We start from the raw sequence: 26,094 nt of genomic DNA, 5'->3' as shown, positions 1-26,094 counted from the left end.
CGTCCGGTGAGCTCAGCCGGCAGCTTCCTCGCTCGCCAGCTTGTGCCGCATGCGGCGGGTGCCCCAGGCGACGAGACCGGCGATCAGCGGGATCGAGACGGCGGTGATGACGTCGGTGTTGAGATGGTGCAGTTCCTTCGTGCCCTTGGCCAGGTACTGCACCAGTTGCGAACCGTAGTAGGTGAGGACGACCACCGACAGTCCCTCGACCGTTTCCTGCAGGCGCAGCTGCAGTTTTGCCCGGCGGTTCATCTGGGTCAGCAGTTCCTGGTTCTGGCGCTCCAGTTCGATATCGACGCGGGCGCGCAGCAGCTGACTGTTGCGCGCGACGCGTGCCGACAGTTCCTCCTGGCGACGGCTGATCGCCTCGCAGGTCTTCATTGCCGGCAGCAGGCGGCGCTGCATGAACTCGTCGAGTGTCGGCAGGCCGGGGATGCGCGTCTCGCGCAGTTCCTCGATGCGCTGGCTGACCAGGCCGTGATAGGCGCGCGAGGCGCCAAAGCGGAAAGTGGTGCGCGCCACCGAATTTTCCACCTCGGCGGCCAGCGTCGATAGCGAGGCGAGGACGCTGCGCTCGTCTTCCGGGGTTTTTGCCTGGCCGATCCGTTCCATCAGTTCGGCCAGCTGCTTTTCCCCGGTGTATAGCCAGGCGCCGACTTCCTTGGCGATCGGCAGGCCGAGCAGGGCCATCATCCGGTAGGTCTCGATCTCGACCAGGCGCTGCACGGTGCGCCCGGTCTGGCGCTGCGTCATGCTCGCGTTGATCACCAGGAAGCGCGAGAAGCCGTTGTCGATCTTGAAATCGGTGAACACCCAGGCGGCGTCGTCGGCGACGCGGGCGCCACCGAGCGTGCGCCCGGTCGGCGTGACGCCGGCGAGCACGGTGTCGGGCGCCAGCTCGCTGGCTGGCCGGACTTCGACCTGGGTGGCGACGATCAGCTTGCCGGGAATGCCGGACAACCATTCCGGGTGCACCGCGTCGAAGGCCGTGGCATCGGCCGGCAAGGCCTCGCCGGGCGTCAGGTCGCGGAAAAAGGTGTAGGTCGAGAACTCGGTATGCAGCTCCCAGCGCATGCGGAAGGCGCCGGTCTCGATCATCAGGTGCGATTCCGAGCTGTCGATGGCGTTGCAGACGTGCCCCTGACAAAGTTTCGACAAATTGTCACGCTCGGCGGCGACGGTCGTCGCGCTGTGCTTGAAGACCAGGTGCGAGACGAGTACGGCGCCGGCCAGCGCGGTCGCCGGGCGGGCGTGGAATTCATTGTTGAGCCGGTGACGGAGCGGGTGTTCTTCCAGCTCGGCGAGAATCAGGCGAGGGTGCATGGCGGTATCCGGAGGCGATTGCTGCGGTGCAAAAGATTGTAGCACCAAGCTCCGCTGCCGACCGTTCGGGCGGCACCGGCCGCGTGAAGCCCTCTACAATGGCGCGTGTTTTCCCTTCCCGGCATCCTGCCCTTGCCTCACATGCGCGTTTTCCTTGTTGTCACCGCCTGGCTTCTGCTGTTGTTGCCGCCGGCCGCGTTGGCGGCGGAGGCATCCGCCGTCGATCCAGCCGCCGACTATCAGCTCGCCCAGCGCTATTTCGTCGGCTTCGGCGTTGCCCGCGACGACCGGCTGGGGCTGATCTACCTGCGGCGCGCGGCGGAAGGCGGGCATGCCGAAGCGCAATTCAACCTCGGCAACTATCTGCGCATGTATGCCTACGATATCCGGGGTGCGGCACAGTGGTGGCGGCGGGCGGCAGCACAGGGCCACCCGGGGGCTGCCGGCAACCTGGCCGAGGCGCTGGCTGCCGGCTGGATTGCGCCTGAGCCGGGCGAGGCGCCCGAGGCCAGGCCGCCGGCAGCCACCAAGCCGGTTGCCGAAGCCGCGCCAGCCGACGATCTGCCCGACATCGCCCGGGCGCTGACCGAGGATGCGGCCTGGCGCGTGCTGGGCGACCAGGCGGCGAGCCTGCAGGTATTCGCCTCGAGCAGCGAGGCCGAGGTGCGCGCGCTGGCGGCGCGCCATGCCTGGCAGCGACCGATCGCGCTGCTTGCCTTCGAGCGCGGCGGGCAGCGCTGGTACGCCCTGCTCTACGGCCAGTTCCCCAGCGCCGCGGTGGCCAGCCAGGCGATTGGCGAAGTGCCGGCCGCCTTGCGCGCCGCCAAGCCCTGGGCCCGCCGTCTCGGCGACATCCGGCGTCTGGCGCGGCCGCTGGCGGCGCCGGAGGCGCCCTGAGATGCCGCCGCTCGAGCGCCTGCAGGAAGACGACGTCGCCCGCCAGCGGGCGCTCGACCTCGCCTCCTTCATCGTCGAGGCGCCGGCCGGCGCCGGCAAGACCGAGCTGCTGACGCAGCGCACGCTGCGCCTGCTGGCCACCGTCGAGCATCCGGAAGAAGTGTTGGCGCTGACCTTCACCAACAAGGCGGCGACCGAGATGCGCGACCGCATCCTCGGCAGCCTGAGCGCCGCCACCCAGCCAGCGCCGGCTGACCTCCCTGAACACAAGGCTGCCACCCGAAAGTGGGCGCTCGCTGTCCTGGCCCGAGACGCCGAATTTGGCTGGAGCCTGCTCGACCATCCCGGCCGCCTGCGCGTCACCACGCTCGACGCGCTGTGCGCCTCGCTCGCCCGGCAGATGCCTTTCCTTTCCCGCTTCGGCGCGCAGCCCGGCGTTGCCGACGACGCCGAAACGCACTACGCGCTGGCGGCGCGCCGGACGCTGGAGATGGTCGAGGCCGGCGACGCCGACGCCGACGTGGTGGCCGCCGCGCTGGCGGCAATGGACAACGACGCCGGCCGCCTCGAACGCCTGCTGGTCGCCATGCTCGGCCGGCGCGACCAGTGGCTGCAGCACGCCGCCCGGGTCGACGGCGGACTGGTGCGCGACGAGGTCGAAGCCGGTTTCGCCGCACTGTTCGCCGCCGATCTCGGGCGCGCCGCGGCGCTGCTCGACGCCACCTGGCAGGCGCGCCTGATGCCGCTGGCGCGCTTCGCTGCCAGCAACGTGCCGGAGGTTTTCCCGGCCCTGCTCGACTGGTGTGAGCCCTTGCCCGCCGACCTCGACAGCCTGGCCGCCTGGCAGGCGCTGGCCGGCCTGCTGCTGACCGGCGAGGGGACGCTGCGCAAGGCGCTCAACAAGAACGTCGGCTTCCCGGCCGGCAAGGAATTCGCCGAGGCGAAGCAGGCGATGGCCGCGCTGCTCGCCGATCTCGCCGCCGTGCCCGGGCTGGAAGACGCGCTGGCCGGGCTGGCGGCGCTGCCGTCGCCGCGCTTCGCCGACGCCGAGTGGGCCACCGTCGAGGTCTTCGCCCGCCTGTTGCGCCTGGCCGCCGGCCAGTTGTGGCTGGTCTTCCAGGAAGCCGGCGAGGTCGATTTCATCGAGATCGCCGCCCGCGCCAGCCTGGCGCTCGGCGACGACGAGGCGCCGACCGACCTGGCGCAGGCGCTCGACTACCGGATCAGCCACCTGCTGGTCGACGAATTCCAGGACACCAGCCCGACCCAGGTCGCCCTGCTTGAGAAGCTGATGCGCGGCTGGACGCCGGACGACGGGCGGACGCTGTTCGTGGTCGGCGACCCGATGCAGTCGATCTACCGCTTCCGCAAGGCCGACGTCGGCCTCTTCCTCAAGCTGCGCGAGCGCGGCATCGGCGACCTGCGCCTCGAACACCTGCGCCTGTTCCGCAACAATCGCTCACACCCGGCCGTCGTCGACTGGGTCAATGCCAGTTTCCCGAGCATCTTCCCGGCCGCCGACGATGCCGCTGCCGGCGCCGTGCGCTACGCTGAATCGGCGGCGACGCGGCCGCCGGTCGACGACAGCGGCGTCAGCGTCCATCCGCTGGTCGTTGGCGCCGGTGGCGACGGTGGTGCTGCCGAAGCGCGCCTCGCCCGCGAACTGATCCAGGCCGCCCGCCGCGCCGAGCCGGACGGCAAGGTCGCCATCCTGGTGCGCGCTCGTCGCCACCTCGACGCGCTGGTCGGCGAACTGCGCCGCAGCCCTCCGGCGCTGCGCTTCCAGGCGGTCGAGATCGAAGGTCTGGCCGAGCGCCAGCACGTCCAGGACCTGCTTACCCTGTACCGCGCGCTGACCCACCGCGCCGACCGCGTGCATTGGCTGGCCGTCCTGCGCGCCCCGTGGTGCGGCCTGACCCTGGCCGACCTGCACGCGCTGGCCGGCGGCGACAGCCAGCGCACCGTCTGGCAGTTGATGCACGACGCCGAGCGGCTTGCCGCGCTCAGCGCCGACGGCCGTCAGCGCCTGCTGCACCTGCGCGAGGTGCTCGGCCTGGCGCTCGCCGAACGCGACCGCCAGCCGCCGCGGCGCTGGCTCGAAGGCGTCTGGCTGATGCTCGGTGGCCCGTCCTGCCTCGACCAGCCCGCCGCGCTCGCCGACGTCGAAGCCTGCCTCGACCTGATTGAGCAACTCGCCGCCGCCGGCCGCCTCGACCTCGATACCCTGGCCGCCCGCGCCGCCGAACTCTACGCGCCGGCCGACCCGCTCGGCGACGCCGTGCAGATGATGACCATCCACAAGGCCAAGGGTCTTGAGTTCGATACCGTCATCGTTCCCGGCCTGCATCGCGACACCGGCGGCAGCGACAGCGCGCTGCTGCTGTGGGACGAAGTGCTCGGCGCCGACGGTCGCGAGCGCCTGCTCGTCGCGCCGCTGCGGGCGCGCGGCGAAGCCGCCGCCGGGCCGATGCTGTACGACACGCTGCGCCGCCTCGAAGCCAGCCGCAACGCGCACGAAACCGAGCGCCTGCTCTACGTCGCCGCCACCCGCGCCATCCGTCGCCTGCACCTGATCGGCGTCGCCGCCGTCTCGGAAAAGAGCGACGACGGCCTGCGCGAACCGCCCGCCGGCAGCTTCCTCAAACTGCTCTGGCCGCAGGTGCGGCAGCGCTTTGCCGAAGCCGTGCCGCTTACCGGCGACGCCGCCGCCGGCATTGATTCCGCGAGCTTCGTGCCGCCGCTGCTGCGCCTTGCCGCGCCAGCAGTTCCTGACATTCTCGCCGCGCCACCCGCCGCGCTGCGCGGTGCAGCCAATCCGGCGGCCCTGCCGGACGAAGCGGCGCATACGCTCGAAATCGCCGTCGGCACCCTGGTCCATCGCTGCCTCGAATTGATCGCCCAACAAGGCCCCGCTGCCTGGCCGGTCGACCGCCTGCCCAGCCTGCTGCCCGGCTGGCAACGCTGGCTGCAGGCGCGCGGCTTTGCCGAAGACGAAGCCGCCAGCGGCGCCGCCGAGGCGCAGGCGGCACTGAGCACGACGCTGCGTTCGGAAACTGGCCGCTGGCTGCTCGCCGCCCACCCCGAAGCCGCCGCCGAGCAGGCGTGGACCAGCCGCGACGGCGACAGCCTGGCGCAACACGTGATCGACCGCGTCTTCATCGCCGACGGTACGCGCTGGATCGTCGACTACAAGACCGTGCGTGCCCCGCTCGAAGAACTCGCCGCCCGCGCCGAAGGCTTCCGGCCGCAGCTCGAACGCTACGCCAGGCTGTTCGCCAACGACCCGCTCCCGCTCAGGCTGGCGGTATGGTTCGTCTTGCAGGGGCAGTTGGTGACGCTGTGAGCGGGGCCGGCCCGCGTCGCCGCGATCAGGCCTTGGGCGTGCTGCTGTCCCGGTCCAGCCAGCGCAGCAGGGTGGCGTAGAGCACAGTCGGGGTGACCGGCTTGCTGATGAAGTCGTTCATGCCCGCCGCGAAACACAGCGCCTTGTCATCGGCGAAGGCGTTCGCCGTCATGGCGAGGATCGGCAGTTGCGCCCGGCCGGCGAGCTGGCGGATCTGCCGGGTGGCCATCAGGCCGTCCATGATCGGCATCTGCATGTCCATCAGGATCAGGTCGTAACTGTCGGGAGCGGCGAGCGCCACCGCCTGCTGGCCGTCTTCCGCCAGGTCGACGCGCAGGCCGACATCCTCCAGCCAGAGTTGGGCGATTTCCCGGTTCACCGGTTCGTCCTCGGCCAGCAGCACGCGTTTTCCGGCGTGCTTGCGCTGGATTTCCCGTTCGGTTTCCCCCTGCGCCGCCTCGTTGCTCGCGCTGGCGGGCTGGAGGTCCTTGCCCAGGGTGGCGGTGAAGAAGAAGGTGCTGCCCTGGCCCGGTCGGCTGCTGACGCCGGCTTCGCCGCCCATGGCTTCGGCGATCTTCCGGGTGATCGCCAGGCCGAGGCCGGTGCCGCCGTACTTGCGGGTCAGGGAGTTGTCGGCCTGTTCAAAGGCCTTGAATAGCTTGGGCAAGGCTTCGGGGGCGATGCCGCTGCCGGTGTCCTCGACTTCGAAACGCAGGCGGACGCTGTCGTCAGTTTCGCTTTCGCGCCTGACGCGCAGGGTGATCTGGCCCTGTTCGGTGAATTTCAGCGCGTTGCTGGCGTAGTTGAGCAGGGCCTGCTTGAGCCGCGTCGCATCGCCGCGCAGGTTTTGCGGCAGGCCGGCGGTCTCGATGCTGAAGCTCAGGCCCTTGTCGTGGATCTTCGGGGCGAGCATGGCAGCGATATCGGCGAGCAGGGTTTCCAGCTGCAGCGGCGCATCCTCGAGGCTGAACTTGCCGGCTTCGATCTTCGATAAATCGAGGACGTCGTTGATGATGTCCAGCAGGTGTCGGCCGGCGTTCTCGATCTTGTCCAGCCGCTCGGCCTGCTCGGCATTGACGCCGCTGCGGCGCAGGATGTGCGCCATGCCGGTGATGGCGTTGAGCGGTGTGCGGATTTCGTGCGACATGTTGGCCAGGAAGGCGCTCTTCGCGATGTTTGCCGTTTCGGCGGCGAGCTTGGCCTCGGCCAGTTCGCGGGTGCGTTCGTCGACCAGCCGCTCGAGGTTCTGCCGGTGGTTGCGCAGCTCTTCTTCGGCCTGCTTGCGTTCGGTGATGTCGGTGTGCGTGCCGCACATGCGCAGCGGCTTGCCGTCGGCGTCGCGCTCCATTACCCGGGCCTGGTCGAGAATCCAGCGGATGCTGCCGTCCTTGCAGAACATCCGGTACTCCTGGCGGTGGCTGTCGGCCTGCCCTTCGAGGACGGCATGGATCGAGTTCCAGGCCGCCTCGCGGTCGTCGGGGTGAACGAAATCCGACCACTGCAGGGTGGTATTCCGGATTTCCTCGTACGCGTAGCCCAGCATCTCGGCCCAGCGGGCATTCCTGTCGACGCTGCCGCTGGCGATGTGCCAGTCCCAGAAACCGAGCTCGGATCCCTCGAGGACGAAGCGCAGCTGCTTTTCGCTGGCCTGCAGGGCGCGTTCCTGCGCCTTGGCTTCGCTGACGTCGAGGAGGGTGACCAGGTGCACTGCATCGAGATCTTCCGGCAGTGACGCGGCGCCCGCCAGGACGGTGCGGACTTCGCCCGACTTGGTGGTGATGCGCAACTCGCGGGGCATTCCCGAGCTGGTCTGGCCGTCCACGAGCGTCATGTGCGCTTCCCAGTCGGCGATGACCTGGGCCCGGTAGACCGGGTCGGGGTAGGCGCGGGGCCACCAGTCGGCCAGGGTGGGGATGTCGGCCAGGGTGTAGCCGAAAGTGTTGATGAAGGCGGCGTTCAGGTAGGTGATGTTGAACGCCTGGTCGTTGAGCGCCATCGGGATCGGTGACGCTTCGATGATTGCCTGGAAGCGGGCCGATGCCTGGCGCAAGGCGCCTTCCATGCGAACGTGTTCGCTGATGTTGTGAAAGATGGTGGCGAACTCGTCCGGCGCCGGCGCCACCACGGATACCGCAAACGTCCGGTCGAGCGGGGGGTAGCGGGTTTCGAACTGGATCGCCTGCCCGGTGCTCGCAACCTCGGCATAAGCGTCCAGATAGGGTACCTCGCCGTAGACCTCGGCGGCCGTCCTGCCAACGACATCCGTTGCACGCAGGCCGGTGTGCTTCTCGAAGGCGGGATTGACCTCGATGATCTGATAATCGACCGGCTGCCCCGCGCTATCGCGGATGATGCGATGCAGGGCCAGTCCTTCGGTCATGCTCTCGTACAGCGAGCGATAGCGCTGCTCGCTGGCGCGCAGGGCTGCCGAGGCCCGGTCGTGATCGGCGATTTCGCGCATCAGCTTGAGCGCGTTGTCGGTCAGCGAGCCATAGATCGAGAGGGTGAGATCAAGCAGGGCACGGGTCGCTCCGGCCATCTCCTGCCTGGCCTGTTGCCGGGCGGCCGCGGCGTCGAGGCCGGCGCGCATCGCCAGTACCGCGAAAGCGGCCTGCTTGTCGGTTTCCAGGATGTGCGAGGCGAGCCAGCGGGCGAGGAAGGAGAGGGCTTCGCGCTCGACGTCGTCAGCCGGCTTCTGCCGCAGGTCGGCCTTCAGTTGGCTGACAGTGGCGACAAAGCGGGCGTGGACGGCGCGGTGTTCGATGGCATCGGGATCATCGCCGAAGCTGGCGTGCCAGATGCTTTCCTCGGTGCGGAAATGGTAATCGGCGTAGTCCGCCAGTTCGTCGAGCAGCGAGTTCAGTCGGCTGGAACCGGTGCGATAGGCGACATGGCTGGCGAGGACATTGAGCAGATCGACCAGCTTGCGGTGTTGCTGGTCGATTTCGGCAATGCCGGTGTTGAACTGCTCGTTCCAGGGAAAGATGTCGATGGTCTGCATGATCGGTCGGGGATCCTGTGCGACGAAATGCCTCAGCAACGGATACTACGCGCAAGCGGGGCGGATGAGTTTCCTGCCCGCCGCTAACCCGTGTCACGAATAACGGAAGGTGACGTAAATGCCGGCGGTCACCGCCGCCAGGAAAAACAGCCCGAGCGGCGCCCGCGGCAGGCGCAGCCAGCGGTGTTTGCTGGCGGCCCCCGCGGTTTTGACATCGATCGCCGCGACGATGGCGAGGGTGACGAGCTCGTCGATCATCGGCGCATCGCTGCAGCAGGCGTTCAGCGGCAGTCGATGCCGCGGATGATGCCGCCCGGGCCCTGGCTGACCCGGCATTCCCGGTAATTGGCCGGCAGCGGTCGTGTCAGCGTGACGGCGCTGTCCTGATAGCGGCAGCTCAGCCAGACCGGAGCCGGGTTGCTGCCGAATTTCCAGGTGGCGACGGAATTGCGGCCGCCGGAGTCGCTGCTCGGGGCAAGGCTTCGCTGTTCGTCGGGGTGGCCGTCGAAAAAGCCGACCCCGGCGAGATTGCGACTGGCCTTGTCGTAGCGGGCGGTCCAGGGTTCCGGGGCGGCGTCGCTCAAGGTTTCGCTGACCGCGATGCTGGGCGGGCAGGCGACGGGTTCTGCCTGTGCGCTGCAGCCAGTGGTGGCCAGCAGCGCGACGAGGGCGAGTTGGGGCAGGGCGGGTTTCACCATTCGATCACCGAGAAAGCGTTGCCATCGTTGCTGAGGCCAGGCCGGCGTGGCTGCCAGGGGATGGTGCGCGGCTGCACCCGGCCTTGCGCCCGCCATTGGTCGAGGACCTGGATGCCGTCGGCGTTCTGGCCGAGGTAGATGGCGGCGTGCTTGCCGGTATTGCCCTGCTGCGGATAGGCGCCGCCGACGAAGGTGGCGATGGCGGTGCCTTTGCGGATCGGGTCGCTGACGCCCGGCGCCAGTTTGCGGATGGCCATGCCCTGGCGCCATTGCCGGGTGGGCGGCGCGGCGAGGGTCTGCTGGATGAACTCGACGCATTCGGTGTTGCCGCGTTCGTTCGGGAAACTTCGGTTGCGATACAGGTCGGTGTTTTCGAGGACATGCGCCATGGCTGATCTCCGGTATTGACGTTGGCATGAAGCGGCGATGTTAGCGCACCGCCGTTGTCAATGTCATTACTGCGTCAGGAAAAGGCGCTTTTGTCTTCTTCGTGCCGGCGCCGGTTCAGCCCGCCGGCCAGAGCACGCAGGTCCAGACCACGGCGGCGTTGACCAGCGACAGCAGAACCGCAGCACTGCCCATGTCCTTGGCGCGCTTGGCGAGTTCGTGCTTTTCCGGCGAGGCCTTGTCGACAACGGCTTCGAGACCGGAGTTGAGGATTTCGACGATCAGGATGAGCAGGATGCTGCCGACCATCAGCGCTCGGTCGACGCCGGTCTGGCCGAGGACGAAGGCGAGCGGGATGGTGATGGCGGCGAGCAGGGTTTCCTCGCGGAAGGCGGCTTCATTCTTCCAGGCGGCGCAGAGGCCGTCGCGCGAGTAGCCCAGTGCGTTGAACAGGCGGACGAGACCCTGTTTGCCTTTGAATTCCTTGTAGTCGCTCATTGTTTCTTGTTCAGTAGGGGTTGCAGGAAGCGCCCGGTGTGGCTGGCCCGGCATTTGACCACAGCTTCCGGCGGGCCGGCGACCAGGATGCGGCCGCCGCCGCCGCCGCCTTCGGGGCCGAGGTCGACGATCCAGTCGGCGGTCTTGATCACGTCGAGGTTGTGTTCGATGACGACGATGGTGTTGCCGTGGTCGGCCAGGCGGTGCAGGACTTTCAGGAGCAGTTCGATGTCGGCGAAGTGCAGGCCGGTGGTCGGTTCGTCGAGGATGTAGAGGGTGCGGCCGGTGTCGCGCTTCGATAGTTCGAGCGCCAGCTTGACCCGCTGCGCCTCGCCGCCGGAGAGGGTGGTCGCCGCCTGGCCGAGGGTGATGTAGGAGAGGCCGACATCGACCAGGGTCTGCAGCTTGCGGGCGACGACCGGCACCGGGTCGAAGAATTCGCGTGCCTGCTCGACGGTCATGCCGAGAATGTCGTGGATGTTCTTGCCCTTGTACTGGATTTCCAGCGTCTCGCGGTTGTAGCGCTTGCCGTGGCAGACGTCGCAGGGGACGTAGATGTCGGGCAGGAAGTGCATCTCGACCTTGATCATGCCGTCGCCCTGGCAGGCTTCGCAGCGCCCGCCCTTGACGTTGAAGCTGAAGCGCCCCGGCCCGTAGCCGCGGGCGCGCGACTCGGGTACCTGGGCGAATAGTTCGCGGATCGGCGTCAGCAGGCCGGTGTAGGTCGCCGGGTTGGAGCGCGGTGTGCGACCGATCGGCGACTGGTCGACGTTGATCACCTTGTCGAACAGGTCGAGGCCGACGATTTCCTGGTGCGGCGCCGGTTCGGCGGTCGAGCCGTAGAGGTGCTTGGCGGCGGCGGCGTAGAGCGTGTCGTTGATCAGCGTCGACTTGCCCGAGCCGGAAACGCCGGTGACGCAGGTGAACAGGCCGACCGGCAGTTCGAGGGTGACGTCGCGCAGGTTGTTGCCGTAGGCGCCGACCACCTGCAACTGCTTGTCCGGGTTTTGTGGCCGGCGTTTCTGCGGGACGGCGATTTCGCGCGCGCCGGACAGGTAGGCGCCGGTCAGCGAGGCCGGGTTGGCGGCAACCTGGGCCGGCGTGCCTTCGGCGACGACGCTGCCGCCATGGACGCCGGCGCCGGGGCCGATGTCGACGACGTAGTCGGCGCTGCGGATGGCGTCCTCGTCGTGTTCGACGACGAGCACGGTGTTGCCCATGTCGCGCAGGTTACGGAGCGTTTGCAGCAGGCGGTCGTTGTCGCGCTGGTGGAGGCCGATTGACGGTTCGTCGAGCACGTACATGACGCCGGTCAGCCCGGAGCCGATCTGCGAAGCCAGGCGGATGCGCTGCGCCTCGCCGCCGGAGAGCGTTTCGGCCGAGCGTTCGAGGCACAGGTAGTCAAGGCCGACGTCGATCAGGAAGGTCAGGCGGGCGGTGATTTCCTTCAGGATCTTGTCGGCGATCTGCGCCTTGTGGCCGGGCAGCTGCAGGCAGTTGAAGTAATTGCGCGCCTCGCCCAGCGGCAGGCGGTTGATCTCGTGCAGCGTCTTGTCGCCGACGCGCACGTGGCGGGCCTCGACGCGCAGGCGGGTGCCGTTGCAGTGCGGGCAGGTCGAGTTGCTGATGTATTTCGACAGCTCCTCGCGTACGGCGTTGGAGTCGCTGCCGCGGTAGCGCCGTTCGAGGTTGGGGATGATGCCCTCGAAGGTGTGGCTGCGGTCGAAGCGCGTGCCCTTCTCATTGGCGTAGCGGAAGTTGATCGCTTCCTTGCCGGAGCCGTAGAGCACCAGTTGGCGGATGTTCTCGGGCAGTTCCTGCCACGGGGTGTCGACCGAGAAGCCGTAATGCTCGGCGAGCGATTCGATGATCTGGAAGTAGAACTGGTTCTTCTTGTCCCAGCCGCGGATGGCGCCGCCGGCGAGCGACGCCGCCGGGTTGGTGACGACGCGCTTGGGGTCGAAGAACTGGATGACACCCAGCCCGTCGCACTTCGGGCAGGCGCCCATCGGGTTGTTGAAGGAGAAGAGACGCGGTTCCAGTTCCTGCAGGGCGTAGGAACAGACCGGGCAGGCGAACTTGGCGGAGAACAGGTGTTCCTTGGCGGAATCCATCTCGAGCGCGACGGCGCGGCCGTCGGCGTGGCGCAGCGCGGTTTCGAAGGATTCGGCGAGGCGCTGGCGCATGTCCTCGCGCACCTTGAGGCGGTCGACGACGACATCGACGGTGTGCTTGGTGGACTTGGCTAGCTTGGGCACGGCGTCGATTTCATAGACCGTGCCGTCGACGCGCACGCGGGCAAAACCCTGGGCGCGCAGTTCGGTGAATAGTTCGAGCTGCTCGCCCTTGCGGTTGGCCACCACCGGGGCCAGGATCATCAGCTTGGTGTCCTCGGGCAGCGCCAGCACGTGATCGACCATCTGCGACACCGTCTGCGCTTCCAGCGGCTGGTCGTGGTCCGGGCAGTAGGGCGTGCCGGCGCGGGCGTAGAGCAGGCGCAGGTAGTCGTGGATTTCGGTGACGGTGCCGACGGTCGAGCGCGGGTTGTGGCTGGTCGCCTTCTGCTCGATCGAGATCGCCGGGCTCAAACCCTCGATCAGGTCGACGTCGGGCTTTTCCATCAACTGCAGGAACTGCCGGGCGTAGGCCGACAGCGATTCGACGTAGCGGCGCTGGCCTTCCGCGTAGAGCGTGTCGAAAGCGAGCGAGGACTTGCCGGACCCGGACAGGCCGGTGATCACGATCAACTGATCGCGCGGCAGGTCGAGGTTGATGTTCTTGAGATTATGGGTGCGGGCGCCGCGGATGCGGAGAGTTTCCATCGCCGGTCTACCTGGGGTTGGGACGAAGCGGGAACTATACGCAAAAGCGGCGCGCCTTGCACGGAAAGCTGTATGGATGTACAGCTTTCCGTTAGGGTCAGGGCTTGGCGGTCGAGAATACTTCCTGCTCGATCTGCCACTTGCCGGCGACCCGGCGCAACTGCAACTGCTTGATGCCCGAATCGGCGTACGACTGCGTCTTGTAGCGCTGCTCGAAAGTCAGCCAGGCGCGGTCGTCGCCTTCGCGGCGGATTTCCAGCGTGCCGAGTTGCAATTCGATCTGGCCGGCGCGGCCGATCACGCGCTGGCGGGCGCTGCGCCACTCTTCGGCACTGGTTGCCTGGCCCTTGAATTCCGGGGAGTAGTGCTTGAAATAGGCGTTGACGTCACGGGCGACCCAGGCATCGCGCCAGCCGTTGACGAAGTCCTGCAGGCTGCCGTCGGCGGGAGCTGCGGCCGGGATTGGCGCAGCCGGTGCCGGGGCGGCGGGAGCTGCGACAGTGGCAGTAGCGGCGGCAGCGGGTGCGGGTGCGGCAGCGGGTGCGGCAGCGGGTGCGGGTGCGGCAGCAGGGGCGGCAGCAGGGGCGGCAGCAGGGGCCGCGACCGGCGGCGGGGCGTCCTGCTCCATCGCCGGCGGCGGCGGTGGATCGAACATCCGCATGGTGCTGCCGCAGCCGGCGGCGCCCAGCGTGGCGATGACGAGTCCGGCGGCAATCCCCTGTTTGCCGATGCTGTTCTTTTTGCTCATGATCCCTCCCGATCGTGAAAGCGTTGGTCGAAAAATGACAACAACAAGGTGTGACTATAACCTATGGCCTAGGTCTTGCGTAGGGGGCGGCGGCCTGTCCGGGGCAAACCTGCTAAACTCCAGTCCTTCGCTGCGTTGCAACAAATTTCCCATGTCCGCCATTTCCGACCGCATGAGCCCTGCCGAACGTCGTGTCGGCGCTTCGCTGGCGTCGATCTTCGCCTTGCGCATGCTCGGCCTGTTCCTGATCCTGCCGGTGTTCTCCGCGCATGCGGCGAGCATTCCCGGCGGCGAAAGCCTGTTGCTGGTCGGTCTGGCGCTCGGCGCCTACGGGCTGACGCAGGCTGTCTTCCAGATTCCCTTCGGCATCGCTTCCGACCGCGTCGGGCGCAAGCCGGTGATCGTCGCCGGCCTGCTGCTGTTCGCGCTCGGCAGTTTCGTCGCTGCCTGGGCGCCGGATCTGCACTGGATCATCGCCGGCCGCGTGCTGCAGGGCATGGGCGCGATCTCGGCGGCAGTCACCGCGCTCGCCGCCGATCTGACGCGTGAGGAGCACCGAACCAAGGTGATGGCGATGATCGGCTCGTCGATCGGGTTGGTCTTCGCGCTGTCGCTGGTCGGCGCGCCGCTGCTCTACGGCTGGATCGGCCTGAGCGGCCTGTTTGCGTTGACTGGCGGGCTGGCGCTGGCGGCGATCGGCCTCCTGCTGAAGACGGTGCCGGCGGTGCCGCGCCCGGCCGGTCACGTCAAGCTGCCGCTGCGCAAGGTGCTGGCCGATCCGGCGCTGCTCAAGCTCAATTTCGGCATCGGCAGCCTGCACATGATCCAGATGGCGATGTTCGTCGTCCTGCCGCAGGCGCTGCTGCACCGCGGCGGGCTGGCCGCCGCCGAACACTGGAAGGTCTACCTGCCGGCGGTGATCGCCAGCTTTGCCTTCATGGTGCCGGCGATCATCGCCGCCGAGCGCCGCGACCAGATGCGCCCGGTGTTCCTGGCAGCGGTCGGGCTGACCGCGCTGGTTCAGGGCGGGCTGTTCCTGTTCAGCGACAGCCTGCTGGCGCTCGGCGTCTGGCTGCTGCTCTTCTTCGTTGCCTTCAACATCCTCGAAGCGACGCTGCCTTCGCTGGTCTCGCGCACCGCGCCGCCGGCGGCCAAGGGTGCGGCGCTCGGGGTGTACAACACGACCCAGGCGCTCGGCCTGTTCATCGGCGGTGCGCTGGGCGGGTACATCGCGCAGCATTTCGGCGATAATGCGGTCTTTTCCGCCTGCGCGGTGCTCGCCCTGCTCTGGCTGGCGGTCGCCGCCACCATGAAATTCCCGCGGCGCGCGGCGCCGGCGGTCCAAACTGTTTAGGAGACGATAACGATGGCATCGGTCAACAAGGTGATACTCGTCGGCAACCTGGGTGCCGATCCGGAAACCCGCTACACGGCAAGCGGCGACGCGGTCTGCAACATCCGCCTGGCGACGACGGAAAGCTGGAAGGACAAGAACACCGGCGACAAGCGCGAGATCACCGAATGGCATCGCGTCGTCTTCTACCGCAAGCTCGCCGAAATCGCCGGCCAGTACCTGCGCAAGGGCTCCCAGGTGTACCTGGAAGGCCGCATCAAGACCCGCAAGTGGCAGGACAAGGACGGCCAGGATCGTTACACCACCGAAATCGAATGCACCGAAATGCAGATGCTCGGCTCGCGCCAGGGCATGGGCGCGCCGGCGGCACAGGGCGCTGGCGGTGGCGGCGGTGGCTACGACGAGCCGGCCGATTACGCGCCGGCACCGCCGAAGAATCGGCCGAAGCCCTCGTTCGACGATCTGGGCGACGACATTCCGTTCTGATTTTTCAGCCAGGGGCAAGCGCGCATGAGCAAGGCCGTCACCTTCAAGATTCTCGAAGACATCGCCAGGGACCTGTCGGGCAAGGAAATCACCTTCCCGACCTTCCTCGACATCACTTTCCAGGTGCGCAGCGCGCTCAAGGACCCGAACCTGAACGTCGACCAGCTGGCCAAGCTGGTCGGCGCCGAGCCGCTGATGAGCACCAAGATCATCCGCATGGCCAATTCGGTGGCGCTCAACCCGTCCGGGCGCGAGATCGCCGACGTCAAGAACGGCATCATCCGGGTCGGCATGGAGGCGGTGCGCACCGTTTCCTTCGCCGTCGCCATGGAGCAGTTGCTGTGCTCGAAGCAGATGAAGCCGTTCGAGGAAATCTCGCGCCGTCTCTGGGAGCACACCGCGCACGTCGCCGCGCTGTCCCGCGTGCTGGCGCGCAAGATCGCCAAGATCAACGGCGACGAGGCGATGTTCACCGGGCTGGTGCACGACATCGGCGTCTTTTACCTGATGTCGCGCGCCGCCGGCTTCCCCGAGCTGGTCGCCGACAAGGCGGAACTGCACGCGCTGCTTGCCGGCTGGCACGACAGCATCGGTCACGCGCTGCTCTCGGCGCTCGGTTCGCCGGAGTCGGTGCTGCTCGCCGTTCAGGAACACGAGACGCCGCGCGAGATCAAGGAAATCAGGACCCTGTCCGACGTCCTCTACGTCGCCAACAAGATCGCCAACCGCACCTCGCGCTGGCGCGATCCGGAGTACGACGGCGAAGTCGATACCTCGATGCTCGATTCGCTGTTCGATGCCGACACCCTGGCCAGCATCGTCGAGGAATCGGAAGAGGAAGTCGCCTCGCTGAAGGCAGCGCTCGGCGCCTGAGCGGCGCTACAGACGACGGATCTTGTCGAGCAGGGCCGTCGTCGATTTCTGGTGGATGAACGGGATGGAATGCACCGTCCCGCCCCAGCCGCGCACTTCGGTGCAGCCGACGATCCTGTCCACCGGCCAGTCGCCGCCCTTGACCAGCACTTCCGGGCGGCAGTCGAGGATGCGCTGTAGCGGCGTGTCCTCGTCGAACCAGGTGACGAGGGCGACGCAGTCGAGCGCCGCCATCACCGCCAGCCGATCTTCCAGCGTATTGACCGGGCGTTCGTCGCCCTTGCCCAGCCGTTTCACCGAGGCGTCGGTATTGAGCGCCACCACCAGGCTGCTGCCAAGCGCGGCGGCCTGCGCCAGATAGGTGACGTGGCCGCGGTGCAGGATGTCGAAACAGCCGTTGGTGAATACCAGCGGCCGGGCTAGCTGGGCGGCGCGCGCGGCCAGCTGGTCCGGCGTGCAGATCTTGGCCTCGAAGGCGGGAAGGGCGTAGTTCATGGGCCGCATTGTAGCGCGGCCGGTGGCGCGCGCCGTCCTCAGGCGTGTTCGCGCTGCCAGTCGGTGAGCGCCTGCAGCGCGTCGGCCAGGCCGTGCAGTAGCGTCACCCCGGGCAGCAACGGCGTGCGCTGGATGCCGGCGCCGCCCGCCCACAGCGCGGTGTCCGGCGGCAGCAGTTCGCGCAATTGCTGCAGCAGGGTCGGCACGCGGCGCCCGGGGAAAGCCACCGAGAACGACAGGGCGACGATGTCCGCCCGGTGTGCCTCGGCGGCGCGGGCGATCTCGAGCAGCGGCATCTGCGTGCCGAGCGGGATGCACTCGGCGCCTTCCAGGGCGAGCAGGGTTTCCGCCATCAGCAGGCCGAGGACGTGCTGTTCTTCCGGGACGCTGGTCAGGATCACCCGCGGCCGTTGCCGGCCGGCCGGCAGGGCGGCGATGTTCTGGCGCAGCAGGCGCTTGGTCAGTTCGGTGAACAGGTGTTCCTCGAAAACCTCGATGCGGCCGTTTTCCCATTCTTCGCCGATGCGTCCGGTGAGTGGCGCCACGGTGTCCTGGACAAAGCGCAGCAGCCCCTGGCGCGCCAGCCGCTGCTGCATGGCCTGCGCGTAACCGTTGGCGTCGTGCTGGCGAATCAGGTCGAGCAGTTCGTCGAGCCCGTCGGCGGCCGTTTCGCCGCCGGCCGGCGGCGCCGGGCGCGGGCGGCGCGGGCTCAGCCCGGTCAGCGTCTCGAGCGGCGCGGCGACCAGCTTGCCGGGGCGATGCCCCTGATCCATCAGGCGTTTGATCAGGCGCAGGCGCTCCACCTGGTCGGCGCTGTAGCGTCGTTCGCCGTGCGCGTCGCGCTGCGGCAGCGGAAAGCCGTAACGGCGCTCCCAGACGCGTAGGACGTCTTTCGAGAGGCCGGTGTCGCGCTCGACGGTGGCAATGTCGAAACCTGGGTTGTTCATTCTTTGTCCTGAACAAATGTTAGACAAATCGTTGACAAAGGGGTTGTTGCTGACTATCTTACGAACAAAGCCCTGGTTTGTCCAGGACAAATTCGGAGATAAGCATGTTGTCCACCCTGAGCCGCTGCCTCGTCGCCTCCCTCTTCGCCATCACCGCGCTGGTTCCGGCGGTGGCGCGGGCGGCCGATTGTCCGCCGCTGCTCGACCATCGCTTCGCCGATCTCAAGGACGGCCGGCCGCTGTCGCTCTGCCAGTACACCGGCAAGGTGATCCTGGTGGTCAATACCGCCAGTTATTGCGGCTTCACCTCGCAGTACGAGGGGCTGGAAGCGCTCTACGCCCGGCTGCGCGAGCGCGGCCTGGTGGTGCTGGGTTTTCCGTCGAACGATTTCGGTGAGCAGGAGCCGGGCAGTGACCAGCAGATTGCCGACTTTTGCCGCTCGACCTATGGCGTCGAATTTCCCATGGTGTCGAAGACCGCGGTCAAGGGGAACGCCGCCCATCCTTTCTATCGGCAACTGGCGCAACTGACCGGCAGCCCGCCGCAGTGGAACTTCCACAAGTACCTGATCAGCCGCGACAGCCGCCGGGTGCTCGCCTTCGGCAGCAGCACGCGGCCTGACGAGCCAGCCTTCCTGAAACAGGTCGAGGCCTTCCTCGACGCCGCCCCCTGAACCCGCCGCCCCCGGAGAATCCCATGAACGCCCCCGAAAAGCTCTTCCTGCCCGACGTCCAGTCCTCGCCCGACGACCGCCTGCTGGCGATCCAGAAAGTCGGCGTCAAGGGGCTGCGCTGCCCCATCCAGTTGCTGGCCGCCAACGGCGACAGTCAGGCCACGGTCGCCACGCTGGCGATGACCGTCGGCCTCGGGCCAGCGATCAAGGGCACGCACATGTCGCGCTTCATCGAGCTGCTCGAGGAGCGGCGCGGCGTGCTCAGCCAGGAAGGCATGTTCCGCCTGCTCGAGGAAATGCTGCTGCGCCTGGACGCCAGCAGCGGCCGCATCGAGCTGCGCTTTCCCTGGTTCATCCGCAAGCAGGCGCCGGTTTCCGGTGTCGAAAGCCTGCTCGATTACGACGCCGCCTTCGTCGTCGAACGTGAGGAGGGGCGTTACCCGACGCTGACCCTGGCGGTCACGGCGCCGGTGACCAGCCTCTGCCCCTGCTCGAAGAAGATTGCCGACTACGGTGCGCACAACCAGCGCTCGCTGATCACCCTCGAGGTCCGTCTCAATGCCATGCTCGGCATCGAGGAGCTGGTGCGCATCGCCGAGGACGAGGCCTCGTGCGAGGTGTTCGGCCTGCTCAAGCGGCCGGACGAGAAGTGGGTCACCGAACGCGCTTACGACAACCCGAAATTCGTCGAGGACCTGGTGCGCGACATCGCGCTGCGCCTCATGAAGGAGCCGCGCATCGGCGAGTGGAAGGTGATCTCGGAAAACTTCGAGTCGATCCACAACCATTCCGCCTACGCCGAGCTGCACGGCGTCAATGTCTGAGGAGCCATCATGGACAGGATCAACCGTCAGCGTATCGCCGTCGTCGGCGCCGGCATCTCGGGCTTGGCCAGCGCCTGGCTGTTGTCGCGCCGCTACGACGTGACCCTGTTCGAGGCGGGCAACTACCTCGGCGGTCACACCAATACCGTCGATGTCACAGTCGATGGCTGCACGCATCCGGTCGATACCGGTTTCCTCGTCTTCAATGAACGCACCTATCCCAACCTGATCGCCATGTTCGCCCTGCTCGGGGTCGACTCGGTGGCGACCGAGATGTCGTTCGCGGTCAGCCTGCGCAAGCCCGAACTGGAATGGGCGGGCAGCAATCTGGCCACGGTCTTCGGCCAGAAGCGCAACCTGCTGCGCCCGGCCTTCTGGCGCATGCTCGGCGACATCCTGCGCTTCAACCGCGAGAGCACCGCCTGGCTGCTCACGCATCCGGGCGATGCCCGCAGCCTGGGCGAGTTCCTCGATGCCGGCAGCTATTCGCGCGAATTTGCCGACTGGTACCTGCTGCCGATGGCAGCCGCCATCTGGTCTTGCCCGACCGGCCAGATGCGCGCCATGCCGCTCGGCCCCTTCGTCCGTTTCTGCAACAACCACGGCCTGCTGCAGGTCTTCGACCGGCCGGCCTGGCGCACCGTCAGCGGCGGCGCCCGGACCTATGTGCGCAAGCTCGCCGAACAGCTCGACGACGTCCGCGTTGCCTGCCCGGTCAGCGCCGTCACCCGTGAAGCCGGTGGCCTGCGGGTGACGCATGCGCGCGGCAGCGACCATTACGACCAGGTGGTGATGGCCTGCCACAGCGACCAGTCGCTGGCCATTCTCGGCTACACCGCCAGCGACGCCCAGCGCGAGGTGCTGGCGGCGATCCGCTACCAGCCGAACCGGGCGATCCTGCATACCGATCCGGCCCTGCTGCCGCGCCAGCGCTCGTTGTGGTCGGCGTGGAACTACTTTGCCGGCGAAGGCGCGCCGGGCGAGCAGCCGGTCGGCGTCTCCTACTTGATCAACAAGCTGCAGCCGCTGCCTTTCTCGACGCCGGTGGTGGTGACCCTCAACCCGGTCAGCGAGCCGGCGCCGGACAAGATTCTGGCCGAGTTCGACTACGCCCACCCGGTGTTCGACGCCGCCGCCATCGCCGCCCAGGAAAAGCTGGCCGGGGTCCAGGGCGAAAACGGCATCTGGCTGGCCGGCGCCTGGGGCAGCTACGGCTTCCACGAGGACGGCCTCAAGTCGGCCTTGCGCGTGGCCAATGGGCTCGGTGTCCAGGCGCCCTGGCAGGGCAGCGTCGCCGAACTGCTGGCCGAAACGGAAACGGCCTGAGCTCATCATGCGCGGCTCGCCCGAACTTTTCCTCGGCCATGTCATGCACCGGCGCCTGCGGCCGGTGGTCAATGCCTTCGTCTATCCGGTGTTCTACATCCAGCTGCCGGTACGACGTCTGGATGGGTGTGACTGCGGCATCTTCTCGGTCGACCGCCGCAACATCCTGTCGCTGCGCAGCGCCGACCACGGTCCGCGCGACGGTTCGCCGCTGCTGCCGTGGATCACCGGCGTGCTGCGCGAACAGGGCCTGCCCGACGACGGCGAGATCATGCTGCAGACTTTTCCGCGCGTCTTCGGTTACGTTTTCAACCCGGTCAGCTTCTGGTACTGCCGCGATCGCGCCGGGGCGCTGATCGCCGTCCTCGCCGAAGTGAACAACACCTTCGGCGGTCATCACAGCTACCTGCTGCACGACCACGGCCGGCCGCTGGCCGACGGTGCCGAACTGCAAGCCGCCAAGATCTTCCATGTGTCGCCGTTCTGCGAGGTCGAAGGCGGCTACCGCTTCCGCTTCCGCCTGGAGCGGGAAACCCAGGTGGCCCGCATCGATTACGCCGATGCCGACGGCGACCTGCTGCTCACCTCGATTTCCGGCCGCCCGCAGGGCTGGCGAGCGGGCAGCCTGTTGCGCAACTTCCTGCGCATGCCGCTGCTCACTGCCGGCGTCATCTTCCGCATTCACTGGCAGGCGCTCAAATTGTGGCTGAAGGGCGTGCCCTTCGTCGGCGCCAACCCGGGCAACAAGGGCCCGCTACTTCAGGAGACCAGCAAATGAACGAAACCCTGACCCTGCGCGGTGGCCGCCGGCCGGCCCGCGACACCCGCACCGTCTTCGAGCTGCTCGCCGGCCTGCGCGGCGGCCTGCTCGAGATCCGCCTGGCGGACGGCAGCAACACCCTGTTCGGCGACGGCGACAGCGGCGTCAGCCTGCAGGTGCATGACGAAGAGATGTTCTGCCGGGTACTCGCCCGCGGCGACATCGGCCTGGCCGAAGCCTACCTCGATGGCCACTGGGACAGCCCCGACCTGAGCGGCGTGCTGGCATTGCTGGCCGGCAACCGGGAGACGCTGCGCCAGGCCGTGTACGGCTCCTGGGGTGCCTTGCTGCTGGCGCGCCTTCGCCACCTGCTCAACCGCAACAGCCGCAGCGGCAGCCGGCGCAACATCCTGGCGCACTACGACCTGGGCAACGATTTCTACCGTCTGTGGCTGGACCGTACGATGAGCTATTCGGCGGCGATCTACCGCGACGCCGACGACGGTAGTCTGGAAAGCGCCCAGCAGGCCAAGTACCGGCGCATCCTCGACCGCCTGCAGGCGCAACCGGGCCAGCAGATTCTGGAAGTCGGCTGCGGCTGGGGTGGCTTCGCCCGCCTGGCCTGCGACGACGGGCTGGCGCTCACCGGGCTGACGCTGTCGCCGGCGCAACTGGCGTGGGCGCAGAAGCGGGTGCCGGAGGCTGAGCTTCGCCTGCAGGATTACCGCGACCTGAACAAGCGCTTCGATCATGTCGTCTCGATCGAGATGTTCGAAGCGGTCGGCGAGCGCTGGTGGCCGACCTATTTCGCCAAGCTGGCCGGCTCGCTCAAGCCCGGCGGGAAAGCCGTGGTCCAGAGCATCACCATCGCCGACGACCTGTTCGCCGACTACCGCAAGGGAACGGATTTCATCCAGCAGTACATCTTCCCCGGCGGCATGCTGCCCTCGCGCACCGCTTTCCGTGCCGCCGCGGCACGCCAGGGGTTGGTGGTGAATGACGAATTTGCCTTCGGTCGCGACTACGCGCGCACCCTCGCCGAGTGGCGGCAGGCCTTCGAGGATAACTGGCCGGCCATCCGCCAGCAGGGCTTCGACGAGCGTTTCCGCCGCCTGTGGCGTTTCTACCTGGCCTATTGCGAGGCCGGTTTCCTGGCCGGCAACATCGATGTCGTCCAGTTCGAGCTCGCTCATGCGCCGGCGTAGCCTGCTCCTGGCCGGGCTGGTGGCACTGTGCTGGCCACTGCTCGGCACTGCCAGCCCGATGCAGGGCTTGCGTCCGCGCGGGCAGGGCAGCTTCCGTCGCTTCGGTTTTCATGTCTACGACGCCACCTTGTGGACCGGTGAGGTTCCCGACGGTCCGCCGCTGGCCCTGCGCCTGGATTACCGGCGCAAGCTGTCGGGCCAGGCCATCGCCGACGCCAGCACGACTGAAATGCGCCGCCTGGTCGTCGACGAATCGCAACTGGCGGCTTGGGACCTGGCCATGCGCCGCATCTTTCCCGACGTGCGCGACGGCGATCATCTGCTCGGCGTGTGGCGCGACGACGGCGCCTATTTCTACCAGAATGATGCCTTGATCGGCGCCGTGCGCGATCCGGCCTTCGCCCGTGCCTTCTTCGGCATCTGGCTCGACCCGCGCAGCAGTGCGCCGGCCCTGCGCACCGCCTTGCTCGGGCAGGGCTGAGATGCGCCCACTGCCGACCCTGGCTTACGGCCTGCTGGCGCTGCCCCTGGCATTTGCCGCGCTGCCGCTGTACGTCCATGTGCCGGCCTTCTACGCCAATGTCACCGGTCTCGATCTCGGTCTGCTCGGCGCCATCCTGCTGCTTGCCCGCCTGCTCGACGCCGGCATCGATCCCTGGCTGGGCTGGCTGGCCGACCGGGTGTCGCGGCGGCGCATGGTGGCCGTGTCCCTGCTGCCTTTCGCGCTCGGTTTCGTCGCCCTGCTCAACCCGCCGGTAGAACACGCCGCGCCCTGGCTGCTGGCCAGCCTGCTGCTGACTTACGCCGGCTTCTCTGCTGCCACCGTCGCCTACCAGGCCTGGGGTGCGGCGGTCGGTAAGGACGCGCCGGAGCGCACCCGGCTGGTCGCCTCACGCGAGGCCTTTGGCCTGCTCGGCGTGCTCGTCGCCGCCGCCCTGCCGGCCCTGCTGGCGGTTGCGCTCAACGACGGCATCGCCCGCCTGGCCTGGGTCCTGCCGGTGCTGCTGGTGCTCGCCGGCGGCGTCACCCTGGCCCGCGTCGGCGAGGGAAACAACCGGGTTGCCGTCAGTAGCGCCCTGCTGCCGGCGCTGCGCGAGGTGCTGCGCGACACCGCTTTCCGCCGGCTGCTGCTGGTCTTCATCTGCAACGGTTTCGCCGCGGCGATTCCGGCGACGCTGTTCCTGTTCTTCGTCGCCGACATCCTGCGGGCGGAGAGCGCCAGCGGGCCGCTGCTGGCTGCCTACTTCCTGGCCGGGGCGGCGTCGCTGCCACTGTGGCTGAAGCTGTCCGTGCGCATCGGCCGGCCGCGCGCCTGGTTGCTGGCGATGGGCGTGGCCATGCTCGCCTTTGCCGGCGCCGGCCTGCTCGGGCCGGGCGATGTCGCGCTGTTCGCCGTCGTCTGTGTGGCGTCGGGGCTGGCGCTGGGGGCCGACCTGGCCCTGCCGGCGGCGCTGGCGGCCGACCTCGGCGAGCGCCAGGGGCGTTCGGGCGCCTGTTTCGGGGTGTGGAACTTCTTCGCCAAGCTCAACCTGGCGCTGGCCGCCGGCATCGCCCTGCCGCTGCTCGGCGTCTTCGATTACCGGCCGGGCAGCGATCAGGGACAAACCGCCCTGGTCTTCGCTTATGCCCTGCTGCCGCTGCTGTTCAAGGCGCTGGCCGCCTTCCTGTTGTGGCGCTGGCGCAATTCACTGGAGGTCGAATCATGAAACTACTGGCTGCTGCCTTGTTGTCGCTGGGTCTGGCCGCTTGCGCCACGCCCGGCGTCGAACATTACCGGGCCGAGCAACCGCGCCTGGTGCTCGAACAGTATTTCTCCGGCAAGCTCGACGCCTGGGGCATGTTCCAGGGCCGCGACGGCGCCGTGCAGAAGCGTTTCCACGTCGTCATCGACGCCAGCTGGCAAGGTGACACCGGCGTTCTCGACGAGCATTTCACCTGGTCCGACGGCACGACTTCGCGCCGGGTGTGGACGCTGCGCCGCCAGCCCGGTGGCCGTTACATTGGCACTGCCGACGACGTCGTCGGCGAGGCCATCGGCGAAGTCTCCGGCAACGCGCTGCGCTGGCGCTACGTGCTGGCGCTGCCGGTCGACGGCAAGGTGTACCACGTCGATTTCGACGACTGGATGTTCCTGATCGACGACAAGGTGATGCTCAACCGCTCGCGCATGTCGAAGTGGGGCTTCTACCTCGGCGAAGTCACCTTGAGTTTCACCAAGCGCTGAGCGGCGGCATGGCACTCAATCCGCGCCTCGACGAGTGGCAGGACAAGCGGGTCTGGCTGCTCGGCGCCTCAGCCGGCATCGGCGCCGCCCTGGCGCGCGCGCTGGCTGAGCGCGGTGCCCGCCTGGCGCTCAGTGGCCGGCGGGCCGAGGCGCTGACGGCGTTGGCCATTCCCGGCGCCCGCTGCCTGCCCTGCGACGTCACCGACGCCGCTGCCCTGGTCGCCGCCACCGCCGAACTGCGCAGCGCATGGGGTGGCATCGACCTGGTTGTCTACCTGGCCGGTGACTACATGCCGATGCGTGCCGACAACTTCGATTTGGCGGCGGCCGAGCGCCTGATTGAGGTCAATTTCCATGGTGCGCTACGCCTGACCGCCGCCGTCCTGCCCGAGCTGCGCCCGGGCGGCGGTATCGCCTTTGTCGCCAGCGTCGCCGGCTATCGCGGCCTGCCCAAGGCACTCGCCTACGGTCCTGGTAAGGCGGCGCTGATCCACTTTGCCGAATGCCTGCACCTCGACTTGGCGCCGCGCGGCATCGGCGTCTGGGCGATCAACCCGGGCTTCGTTGCCACCCGCCTGACGGCGCAGAACGATTTCGCCATGCCGGCCCTGCTCACCCCGGAAGCGGCGGCGCAGGCGACGCTCGATGGCCTGGCCGGCGGCGCTTTCGAAATCCACTACCCGAAGCGCTTCACCCGCGTCCTCAAGCTGCTCTCGCTGCTGCCCGACCGCTGGTATTTTCCCCTGATTCGTCGTTTCACCGGAGGCTGACATGAAGCTGGATGCCCTGATCGATTTCTACCATACGCTGACCCCGGAGACCGTCGGCCGCTTCGCCGAGTTTTATGCCGACGATGCCTGGTTCAAGGACCCGTTCAACGAGGTGCGCGGTCTGCCGGCGATTGAGCGCATCTTCCGCCACATGTTCACCCAGGTCGGCGAGCCGCGCTTCGTTGTCACCGAAACCGTCGCCGATGCCGGTGGCGCCATGCTGGTCTGGGAGTTCAGCTACCGCGTCCGGCTCTGGGGCAAGGGCGAGACGCAACTGATGCGCGGCGTCTCCCACCTCAAGTTCGACGCCGCCGGCAAGGTCAGCCACCACCGTGACTATTGGGATACCGGCGAGGAGCTGTACATGAAGCTGCCGCTGATGGGTGGCTTGTGGCGCGGGCTGCGGCGGATGCTGGCGGCGTGATCCTGGTGCCGCCAG

Annotated in this window: 25 protein-coding genes; 15 read left to right on the top strand and 10 right to left on the bottom strand. The window is 67.8% G+C overall.

The window, feature by feature from the left end; all coding sequences use genetic code 11:
- Nucleotides 1-12: 12 nt before the first annotated feature.
- Nucleotides 13-1,323, bottom strand: coding sequence for a DUF3422 family protein (locus ACE3OV_RS02215; RefSeq protein WP_374324592.1), 1,311 nt, complete (start codon nucleotides 1,321-1,323; stop codon nucleotides 13-15).
- A gap of 105 nt (nucleotides 1,324-1,428) precedes the next feature.
- Between ACE3OV_RS02215 and ACE3OV_RS02210 the strand changes: the two genes are divergently transcribed.
- Both ACE3OV_RS02210 and ACE3OV_RS02205 read left to right on the top strand, forming a co-directional pair.
- On the top strand, nucleotides 1,429-2,220 hold the full coding sequence (locus ACE3OV_RS02210; protein WP_374324590.1) for an SPOR domain-containing protein: 792 nt from the start codon (nucleotides 1,429-1,431) through the stop codon (nucleotides 2,218-2,220).
- Between the two features lies 1 nt (nucleotide 2,221).
- Nucleotides 2,222-5,563, top strand: coding sequence for a UvrD-helicase domain-containing protein (locus ACE3OV_RS02205; protein WP_374324589.1), 3,342 nt, complete (start codon nucleotides 2,222-2,224; stop codon nucleotides 5,561-5,563).
- A 25-nt stretch (nucleotides 5,564-5,588) separates the two neighbouring features.
- Here ACE3OV_RS02205 and ACE3OV_RS02200 read toward each other — a convergent pair whose 3' ends face one another.
- The 7 genes from ACE3OV_RS02200 to ACE3OV_RS02170 form a co-directional block, all read right to left on the bottom strand.
- On the bottom strand, nucleotides 5,589-8,564 hold the full coding sequence (locus tag ACE3OV_RS02200; protein ID WP_374324587.1) for a bacteriohemerythrin: 2,976 nt from the start codon (nucleotides 8,562-8,564) through the stop codon (nucleotides 5,589-5,591).
- Between the two features lie 93 nt (nucleotides 8,565-8,657).
- A complete protein-coding gene (locus ACE3OV_RS02195; protein WP_374324585.1) occupies nucleotides 8,658-8,822 on the bottom strand; it encodes a hypothetical protein in 165 nt (54 codons plus the stop codon).
- Nucleotides 8,823-8,845: 23 nt separating this feature from the next.
- On the bottom strand, nucleotides 8,846-9,262 hold the full coding sequence (locus ACE3OV_RS02190) for an STY0301 family protein (RefSeq protein WP_374324583.1): 417 nt from the start codon (nucleotides 9,260-9,262) through the stop codon (nucleotides 8,846-8,848).
- Complete coding sequence (locus tag ACE3OV_RS02185) at nucleotides 9,256-9,651, bottom strand: BPSL0067 family protein (protein ID WP_374324581.1); 396 nt, start codon at nucleotides 9,649-9,651, stop codon at nucleotides 9,256-9,258. The genes ACE3OV_RS02190 and ACE3OV_RS02185 overlap by 7 nt, the downstream gene beginning before the upstream one ends.
- Nucleotides 9,652-9,766: 115 nt before the next feature.
- Nucleotides 9,767-10,147, bottom strand: a complete 381-nt coding sequence (locus ACE3OV_RS02180; protein ID WP_374324579.1) for a diacylglycerol kinase — start codon at nucleotides 10,145-10,147, stop codon at nucleotides 9,767-9,769.
- Nucleotides 10,144-12,969: an excinuclease ABC subunit UvrA gene (uvrA, locus tag ACE3OV_RS02175; RefSeq protein WP_374324577.1), complete on the bottom strand. Its 2,826-nt coding sequence runs from the start codon at nucleotides 12,967-12,969 to the stop codon at nucleotides 10,144-10,146. Before uvrA ends, ACE3OV_RS02180 begins: the two co-directional genes overlap by 4 nt.
- Before the next feature lie 97 nt (nucleotides 12,970-13,066).
- Nucleotides 13,067-13,717 carry a nuclear transport factor 2 family protein gene (locus tag ACE3OV_RS02170; RefSeq protein WP_374324575.1) on the bottom strand — a complete coding sequence of 217 codons (651 nt, stop codon included), beginning with the start codon at nucleotides 13,715-13,717 and terminating at the stop codon, nucleotides 13,067-13,069.
- Between the two features lie 151 nt (nucleotides 13,718-13,868).
- Here ACE3OV_RS02170 and ACE3OV_RS02165 point away from each other — a divergent pair, with 151 nt between their 5' ends.
- The 3 genes from ACE3OV_RS02165 to ACE3OV_RS02155 are packed head-to-tail and all read left to right on the top strand — an operon-like array spanning nucleotide 13,869 to nucleotide 16,430.
- Nucleotides 13,869-15,071 (top strand): MFS transporter, encoded by a 1,203-nt coding sequence (locus ACE3OV_RS02165; RefSeq protein ID WP_374324572.1) that lies wholly within the window; start codon nucleotides 13,869-13,871, stop codon nucleotides 15,069-15,071.
- Between the two features lie 12 nt (nucleotides 15,072-15,083).
- A complete protein-coding gene (gene ssb / locus ACE3OV_RS02160; RefSeq protein WP_374324569.1) occupies nucleotides 15,084-15,557 on the top strand; it encodes a single-stranded DNA-binding protein in 474 nt (157 codons plus the stop codon).
- Between the two features lie 24 nt (nucleotides 15,558-15,581).
- Nucleotides 15,582-16,430, top strand: coding sequence for an HDOD domain-containing protein (locus ACE3OV_RS02155; RefSeq protein WP_374324566.1), 849 nt, complete (start codon nucleotides 15,582-15,584; stop codon nucleotides 16,428-16,430).
- Nucleotides 16,431-16,436: 6 nt separating this feature from the next.
- Here the strand turns inward: ACE3OV_RS02155 and rfaE2 are convergent, their stop codons facing one another.
- Nucleotides 16,437-16,925, bottom strand: coding sequence for a D-glycero-beta-D-manno-heptose 1-phosphate adenylyltransferase (gene rfaE2, locus ACE3OV_RS02150; RefSeq protein ID WP_374324563.1), 489 nt, complete (start codon nucleotides 16,923-16,925; stop codon nucleotides 16,437-16,439).
- Nucleotides 16,926-16,963: 38 nt separating this feature from the next.
- Entirely contained in the window at nucleotides 16,964-17,872 is a 909-nt protein-coding gene (locus ACE3OV_RS02145) for a MerR family transcriptional regulator (protein ID WP_374324561.1), read from the bottom strand.
- A 104-nt stretch (nucleotides 17,873-17,976) separates the two neighbouring features.
- Here ACE3OV_RS02145 and ACE3OV_RS02140 point away from each other — a divergent pair, with 104 nt between their 5' ends.
- From ACE3OV_RS02140 to ACE3OV_RS02095, 10 genes are read left to right on the top strand one after another with little or no spacing between them, the layout of a single operon-like run.
- Nucleotides 17,977-18,546 carry a glutathione peroxidase gene (locus ACE3OV_RS02140; RefSeq protein ID WP_374324559.1) on the top strand — a complete coding sequence of 190 codons (570 nt, stop codon included), beginning with the start codon at nucleotides 17,977-17,979 and terminating at the stop codon, nucleotides 18,544-18,546.
- Between the two features lie 23 nt (nucleotides 18,547-18,569).
- A complete protein-coding gene (gene folE2, locus ACE3OV_RS02135; protein ID WP_374324557.1) occupies nucleotides 18,570-19,370 on the top strand; it encodes a GTP cyclohydrolase FolE2 in 801 nt (266 codons plus the stop codon).
- Nucleotides 19,371-19,379: 9 nt separating this feature from the next.
- Entirely contained in the window at nucleotides 19,380-20,696 is a 1,317-nt protein-coding gene (locus ACE3OV_RS02130) for an NAD(P)/FAD-dependent oxidoreductase (protein WP_374324555.1), read from the top strand.
- Between the two features lie 7 nt (nucleotides 20,697-20,703).
- Nucleotides 20,704-21,474 carry a DUF1365 domain-containing protein gene (locus tag ACE3OV_RS02125; protein ID WP_374324553.1) on the top strand — a complete coding sequence of 257 codons (771 nt, stop codon included), beginning with the start codon at nucleotides 20,704-20,706 and terminating at the stop codon, nucleotides 21,472-21,474.
- Complete coding sequence (locus ACE3OV_RS02120) at nucleotides 21,471-22,661, top strand: class I SAM-dependent methyltransferase (RefSeq protein WP_374324551.1); 1,191 nt, start codon at nucleotides 21,471-21,473, stop codon at nucleotides 22,659-22,661. The genes ACE3OV_RS02125 and ACE3OV_RS02120 overlap by 4 nt, the downstream gene beginning before the upstream one ends.
- Entirely contained in the window at nucleotides 22,648-23,142 is a 495-nt protein-coding gene (locus ACE3OV_RS02115) for a chalcone isomerase family protein (protein ID WP_374324549.1), read from the top strand. The genes ACE3OV_RS02120 and ACE3OV_RS02115 overlap by 14 nt, the downstream gene beginning before the upstream one ends.
- Before the next feature lies 1 nt (nucleotide 23,143).
- Nucleotides 23,144-24,367 carry an MFS transporter gene (locus ACE3OV_RS02110; RefSeq protein WP_374324547.1) on the top strand — a complete coding sequence of 408 codons (1,224 nt, stop codon included), beginning with the start codon at nucleotides 23,144-23,146 and terminating at the stop codon, nucleotides 24,365-24,367.
- A complete protein-coding gene (locus ACE3OV_RS02105) occupies nucleotides 24,364-24,885 on the top strand; it encodes a DUF3833 domain-containing protein (RefSeq protein WP_374324545.1) in 522 nt (173 codons plus the stop codon). The genes ACE3OV_RS02110 and ACE3OV_RS02105 overlap by 4 nt, the downstream gene beginning before the upstream one ends.
- Before the next feature lie 8 nt (nucleotides 24,886-24,893).
- A complete protein-coding gene (locus tag ACE3OV_RS02100) occupies nucleotides 24,894-25,655 on the top strand; it encodes an SDR family NAD(P)-dependent oxidoreductase (RefSeq protein ID WP_374324543.1) in 762 nt (253 codons plus the stop codon).
- Between the two features lies 1 nt (nucleotide 25,656).
- On the top strand, nucleotides 25,657-26,079 hold the full coding sequence (locus tag ACE3OV_RS02095) for a nuclear transport factor 2 family protein (RefSeq protein WP_374324541.1): 423 nt from the start codon (nucleotides 25,657-25,659) through the stop codon (nucleotides 26,077-26,079).
- The last annotated feature ends 15 nt before the right edge of the window (nucleotides 26,080-26,094 follow it).

The sequence above is a fragment of the Azonexus sp. genome, from assembly GCF_041909095.1.
Lineage (GTDB): Bacteria > Pseudomonadota > Gammaproteobacteria > Burkholderiales > Rhodocyclaceae > Azonexus.
Note: the sequence above shows the minus strand (reverse complement) of the source record. Positions and strands in the feature narration are given on the sequence as shown.

Excerpts from the sequence above, each read along its gene's own strand:
- ACE3OV_RS02195 (WP_374324585.1), bottom strand. The coding sequence starts at position 8,822 with ATGATCGACGAGCTCGTCACCCTCGCCATCGTCGCGGCGATCGATGTC.
- ACE3OV_RS02130 (WP_374324555.1), top strand. The coding sequence starts at position 19,380 with ATGGACAGGATCAACCGTCAGCGTATCGCCGTCGTCGGCGCCGGCATC.
- ssb (WP_374324569.1), top strand. The coding sequence starts at position 15,084 with ATGGCATCGGTCAACAAGGTGATACTCGTCGGCAACCTGGGTGCCGAT.
- ACE3OV_RS02190 (WP_374324583.1), bottom strand. The coding sequence starts at position 9,262 with ATGGTGAAACCCGCCCTGCCCCAACTCGCCCTCGTCGCGCTGCTGGCC.
- ACE3OV_RS02215 (WP_374324592.1), bottom strand. The coding sequence starts at position 1,323 with ATGCACCCTCGCCTGATTCTCGCCGAGCTGGAAGAACACCCGCTCCGT.
- ACE3OV_RS02110 (WP_374324547.1), top strand. The coding sequence starts at position 23,144 with ATGCGCCCACTGCCGACCCTGGCTTACGGCCTGCTGGCGCTGCCCCTG.
- ACE3OV_RS02170 (WP_374324575.1), bottom strand. The coding sequence starts at position 13,717 with ATGAGCAAAAAGAACAGCATCGGCAAACAGGGGATTGCCGCCGGACTC.
- ACE3OV_RS02165 (WP_374324572.1), top strand. The coding sequence starts at position 13,869 with ATGTCCGCCATTTCCGACCGCATGAGCCCTGCCGAACGTCGTGTCGGC.
- ACE3OV_RS02095 (WP_374324541.1), top strand. The coding sequence starts at position 25,657 with ATGAAGCTGGATGCCCTGATCGATTTCTACCATACGCTGACCCCGGAG.
- uvrA (WP_374324577.1), bottom strand. The coding sequence starts at position 12,969 with ATGGAAACTCTCCGCATCCGCGGCGCCCGCACCCATAATCTCAAGAAC.
- rfaE2 (WP_374324563.1), bottom strand. The coding sequence starts at position 16,925 with ATGAACTACGCCCTTCCCGCCTTCGAGGCCAAGATCTGCACGCCGGAC.
- ACE3OV_RS02205 (WP_374324589.1), top strand. The coding sequence starts at position 2,222 with ATGCCGCCGCTCGAGCGCCTGCAGGAAGACGACGTCGCCCGCCAGCGG.
- ACE3OV_RS02115 (WP_374324549.1), top strand. The coding sequence starts at position 22,648 with ATGCGCCGGCGTAGCCTGCTCCTGGCCGGGCTGGTGGCACTGTGCTGG.
- ACE3OV_RS02120 (WP_374324551.1), top strand. The coding sequence starts at position 21,471 with ATGAACGAAACCCTGACCCTGCGCGGTGGCCGCCGGCCGGCCCGCGAC.
- ACE3OV_RS02145 (WP_374324561.1), bottom strand. The coding sequence starts at position 17,872 with ATGAACAACCCAGGTTTCGACATTGCCACCGTCGAGCGCGACACCGGC.
- ACE3OV_RS02180 (WP_374324579.1), bottom strand. The coding sequence starts at position 10,147 with ATGAGCGACTACAAGGAATTCAAAGGCAAACAGGGTCTCGTCCGCCTG.
- folE2 (WP_374324557.1), top strand. The coding sequence starts at position 18,570 with ATGAACGCCCCCGAAAAGCTCTTCCTGCCCGACGTCCAGTCCTCGCCC.
- ACE3OV_RS02200 (WP_374324587.1), bottom strand. The coding sequence starts at position 8,564 with ATGCAGACCATCGACATCTTTCCCTGGAACGAGCAGTTCAACACCGGC.
- ACE3OV_RS02105 (WP_374324545.1), top strand. The coding sequence starts at position 24,364 with ATGAAACTACTGGCTGCTGCCTTGTTGTCGCTGGGTCTGGCCGCTTGC.
- ACE3OV_RS02140 (WP_374324559.1), top strand. The coding sequence starts at position 17,977 with ATGTTGTCCACCCTGAGCCGCTGCCTCGTCGCCTCCCTCTTCGCCATC.
- ACE3OV_RS02125 (WP_374324553.1), top strand. The coding sequence starts at position 20,704 with ATGCGCGGCTCGCCCGAACTTTTCCTCGGCCATGTCATGCACCGGCGC.
- ACE3OV_RS02155 (WP_374324566.1), top strand. The coding sequence starts at position 15,582 with ATGAGCAAGGCCGTCACCTTCAAGATTCTCGAAGACATCGCCAGGGAC.
- ACE3OV_RS02185 (WP_374324581.1), bottom strand. The coding sequence starts at position 9,651 with ATGGCGCATGTCCTCGAAAACACCGACCTGTATCGCAACCGAAGTTTC.
- ACE3OV_RS02100 (WP_374324543.1), top strand. The coding sequence starts at position 24,894 with ATGGCACTCAATCCGCGCCTCGACGAGTGGCAGGACAAGCGGGTCTGG.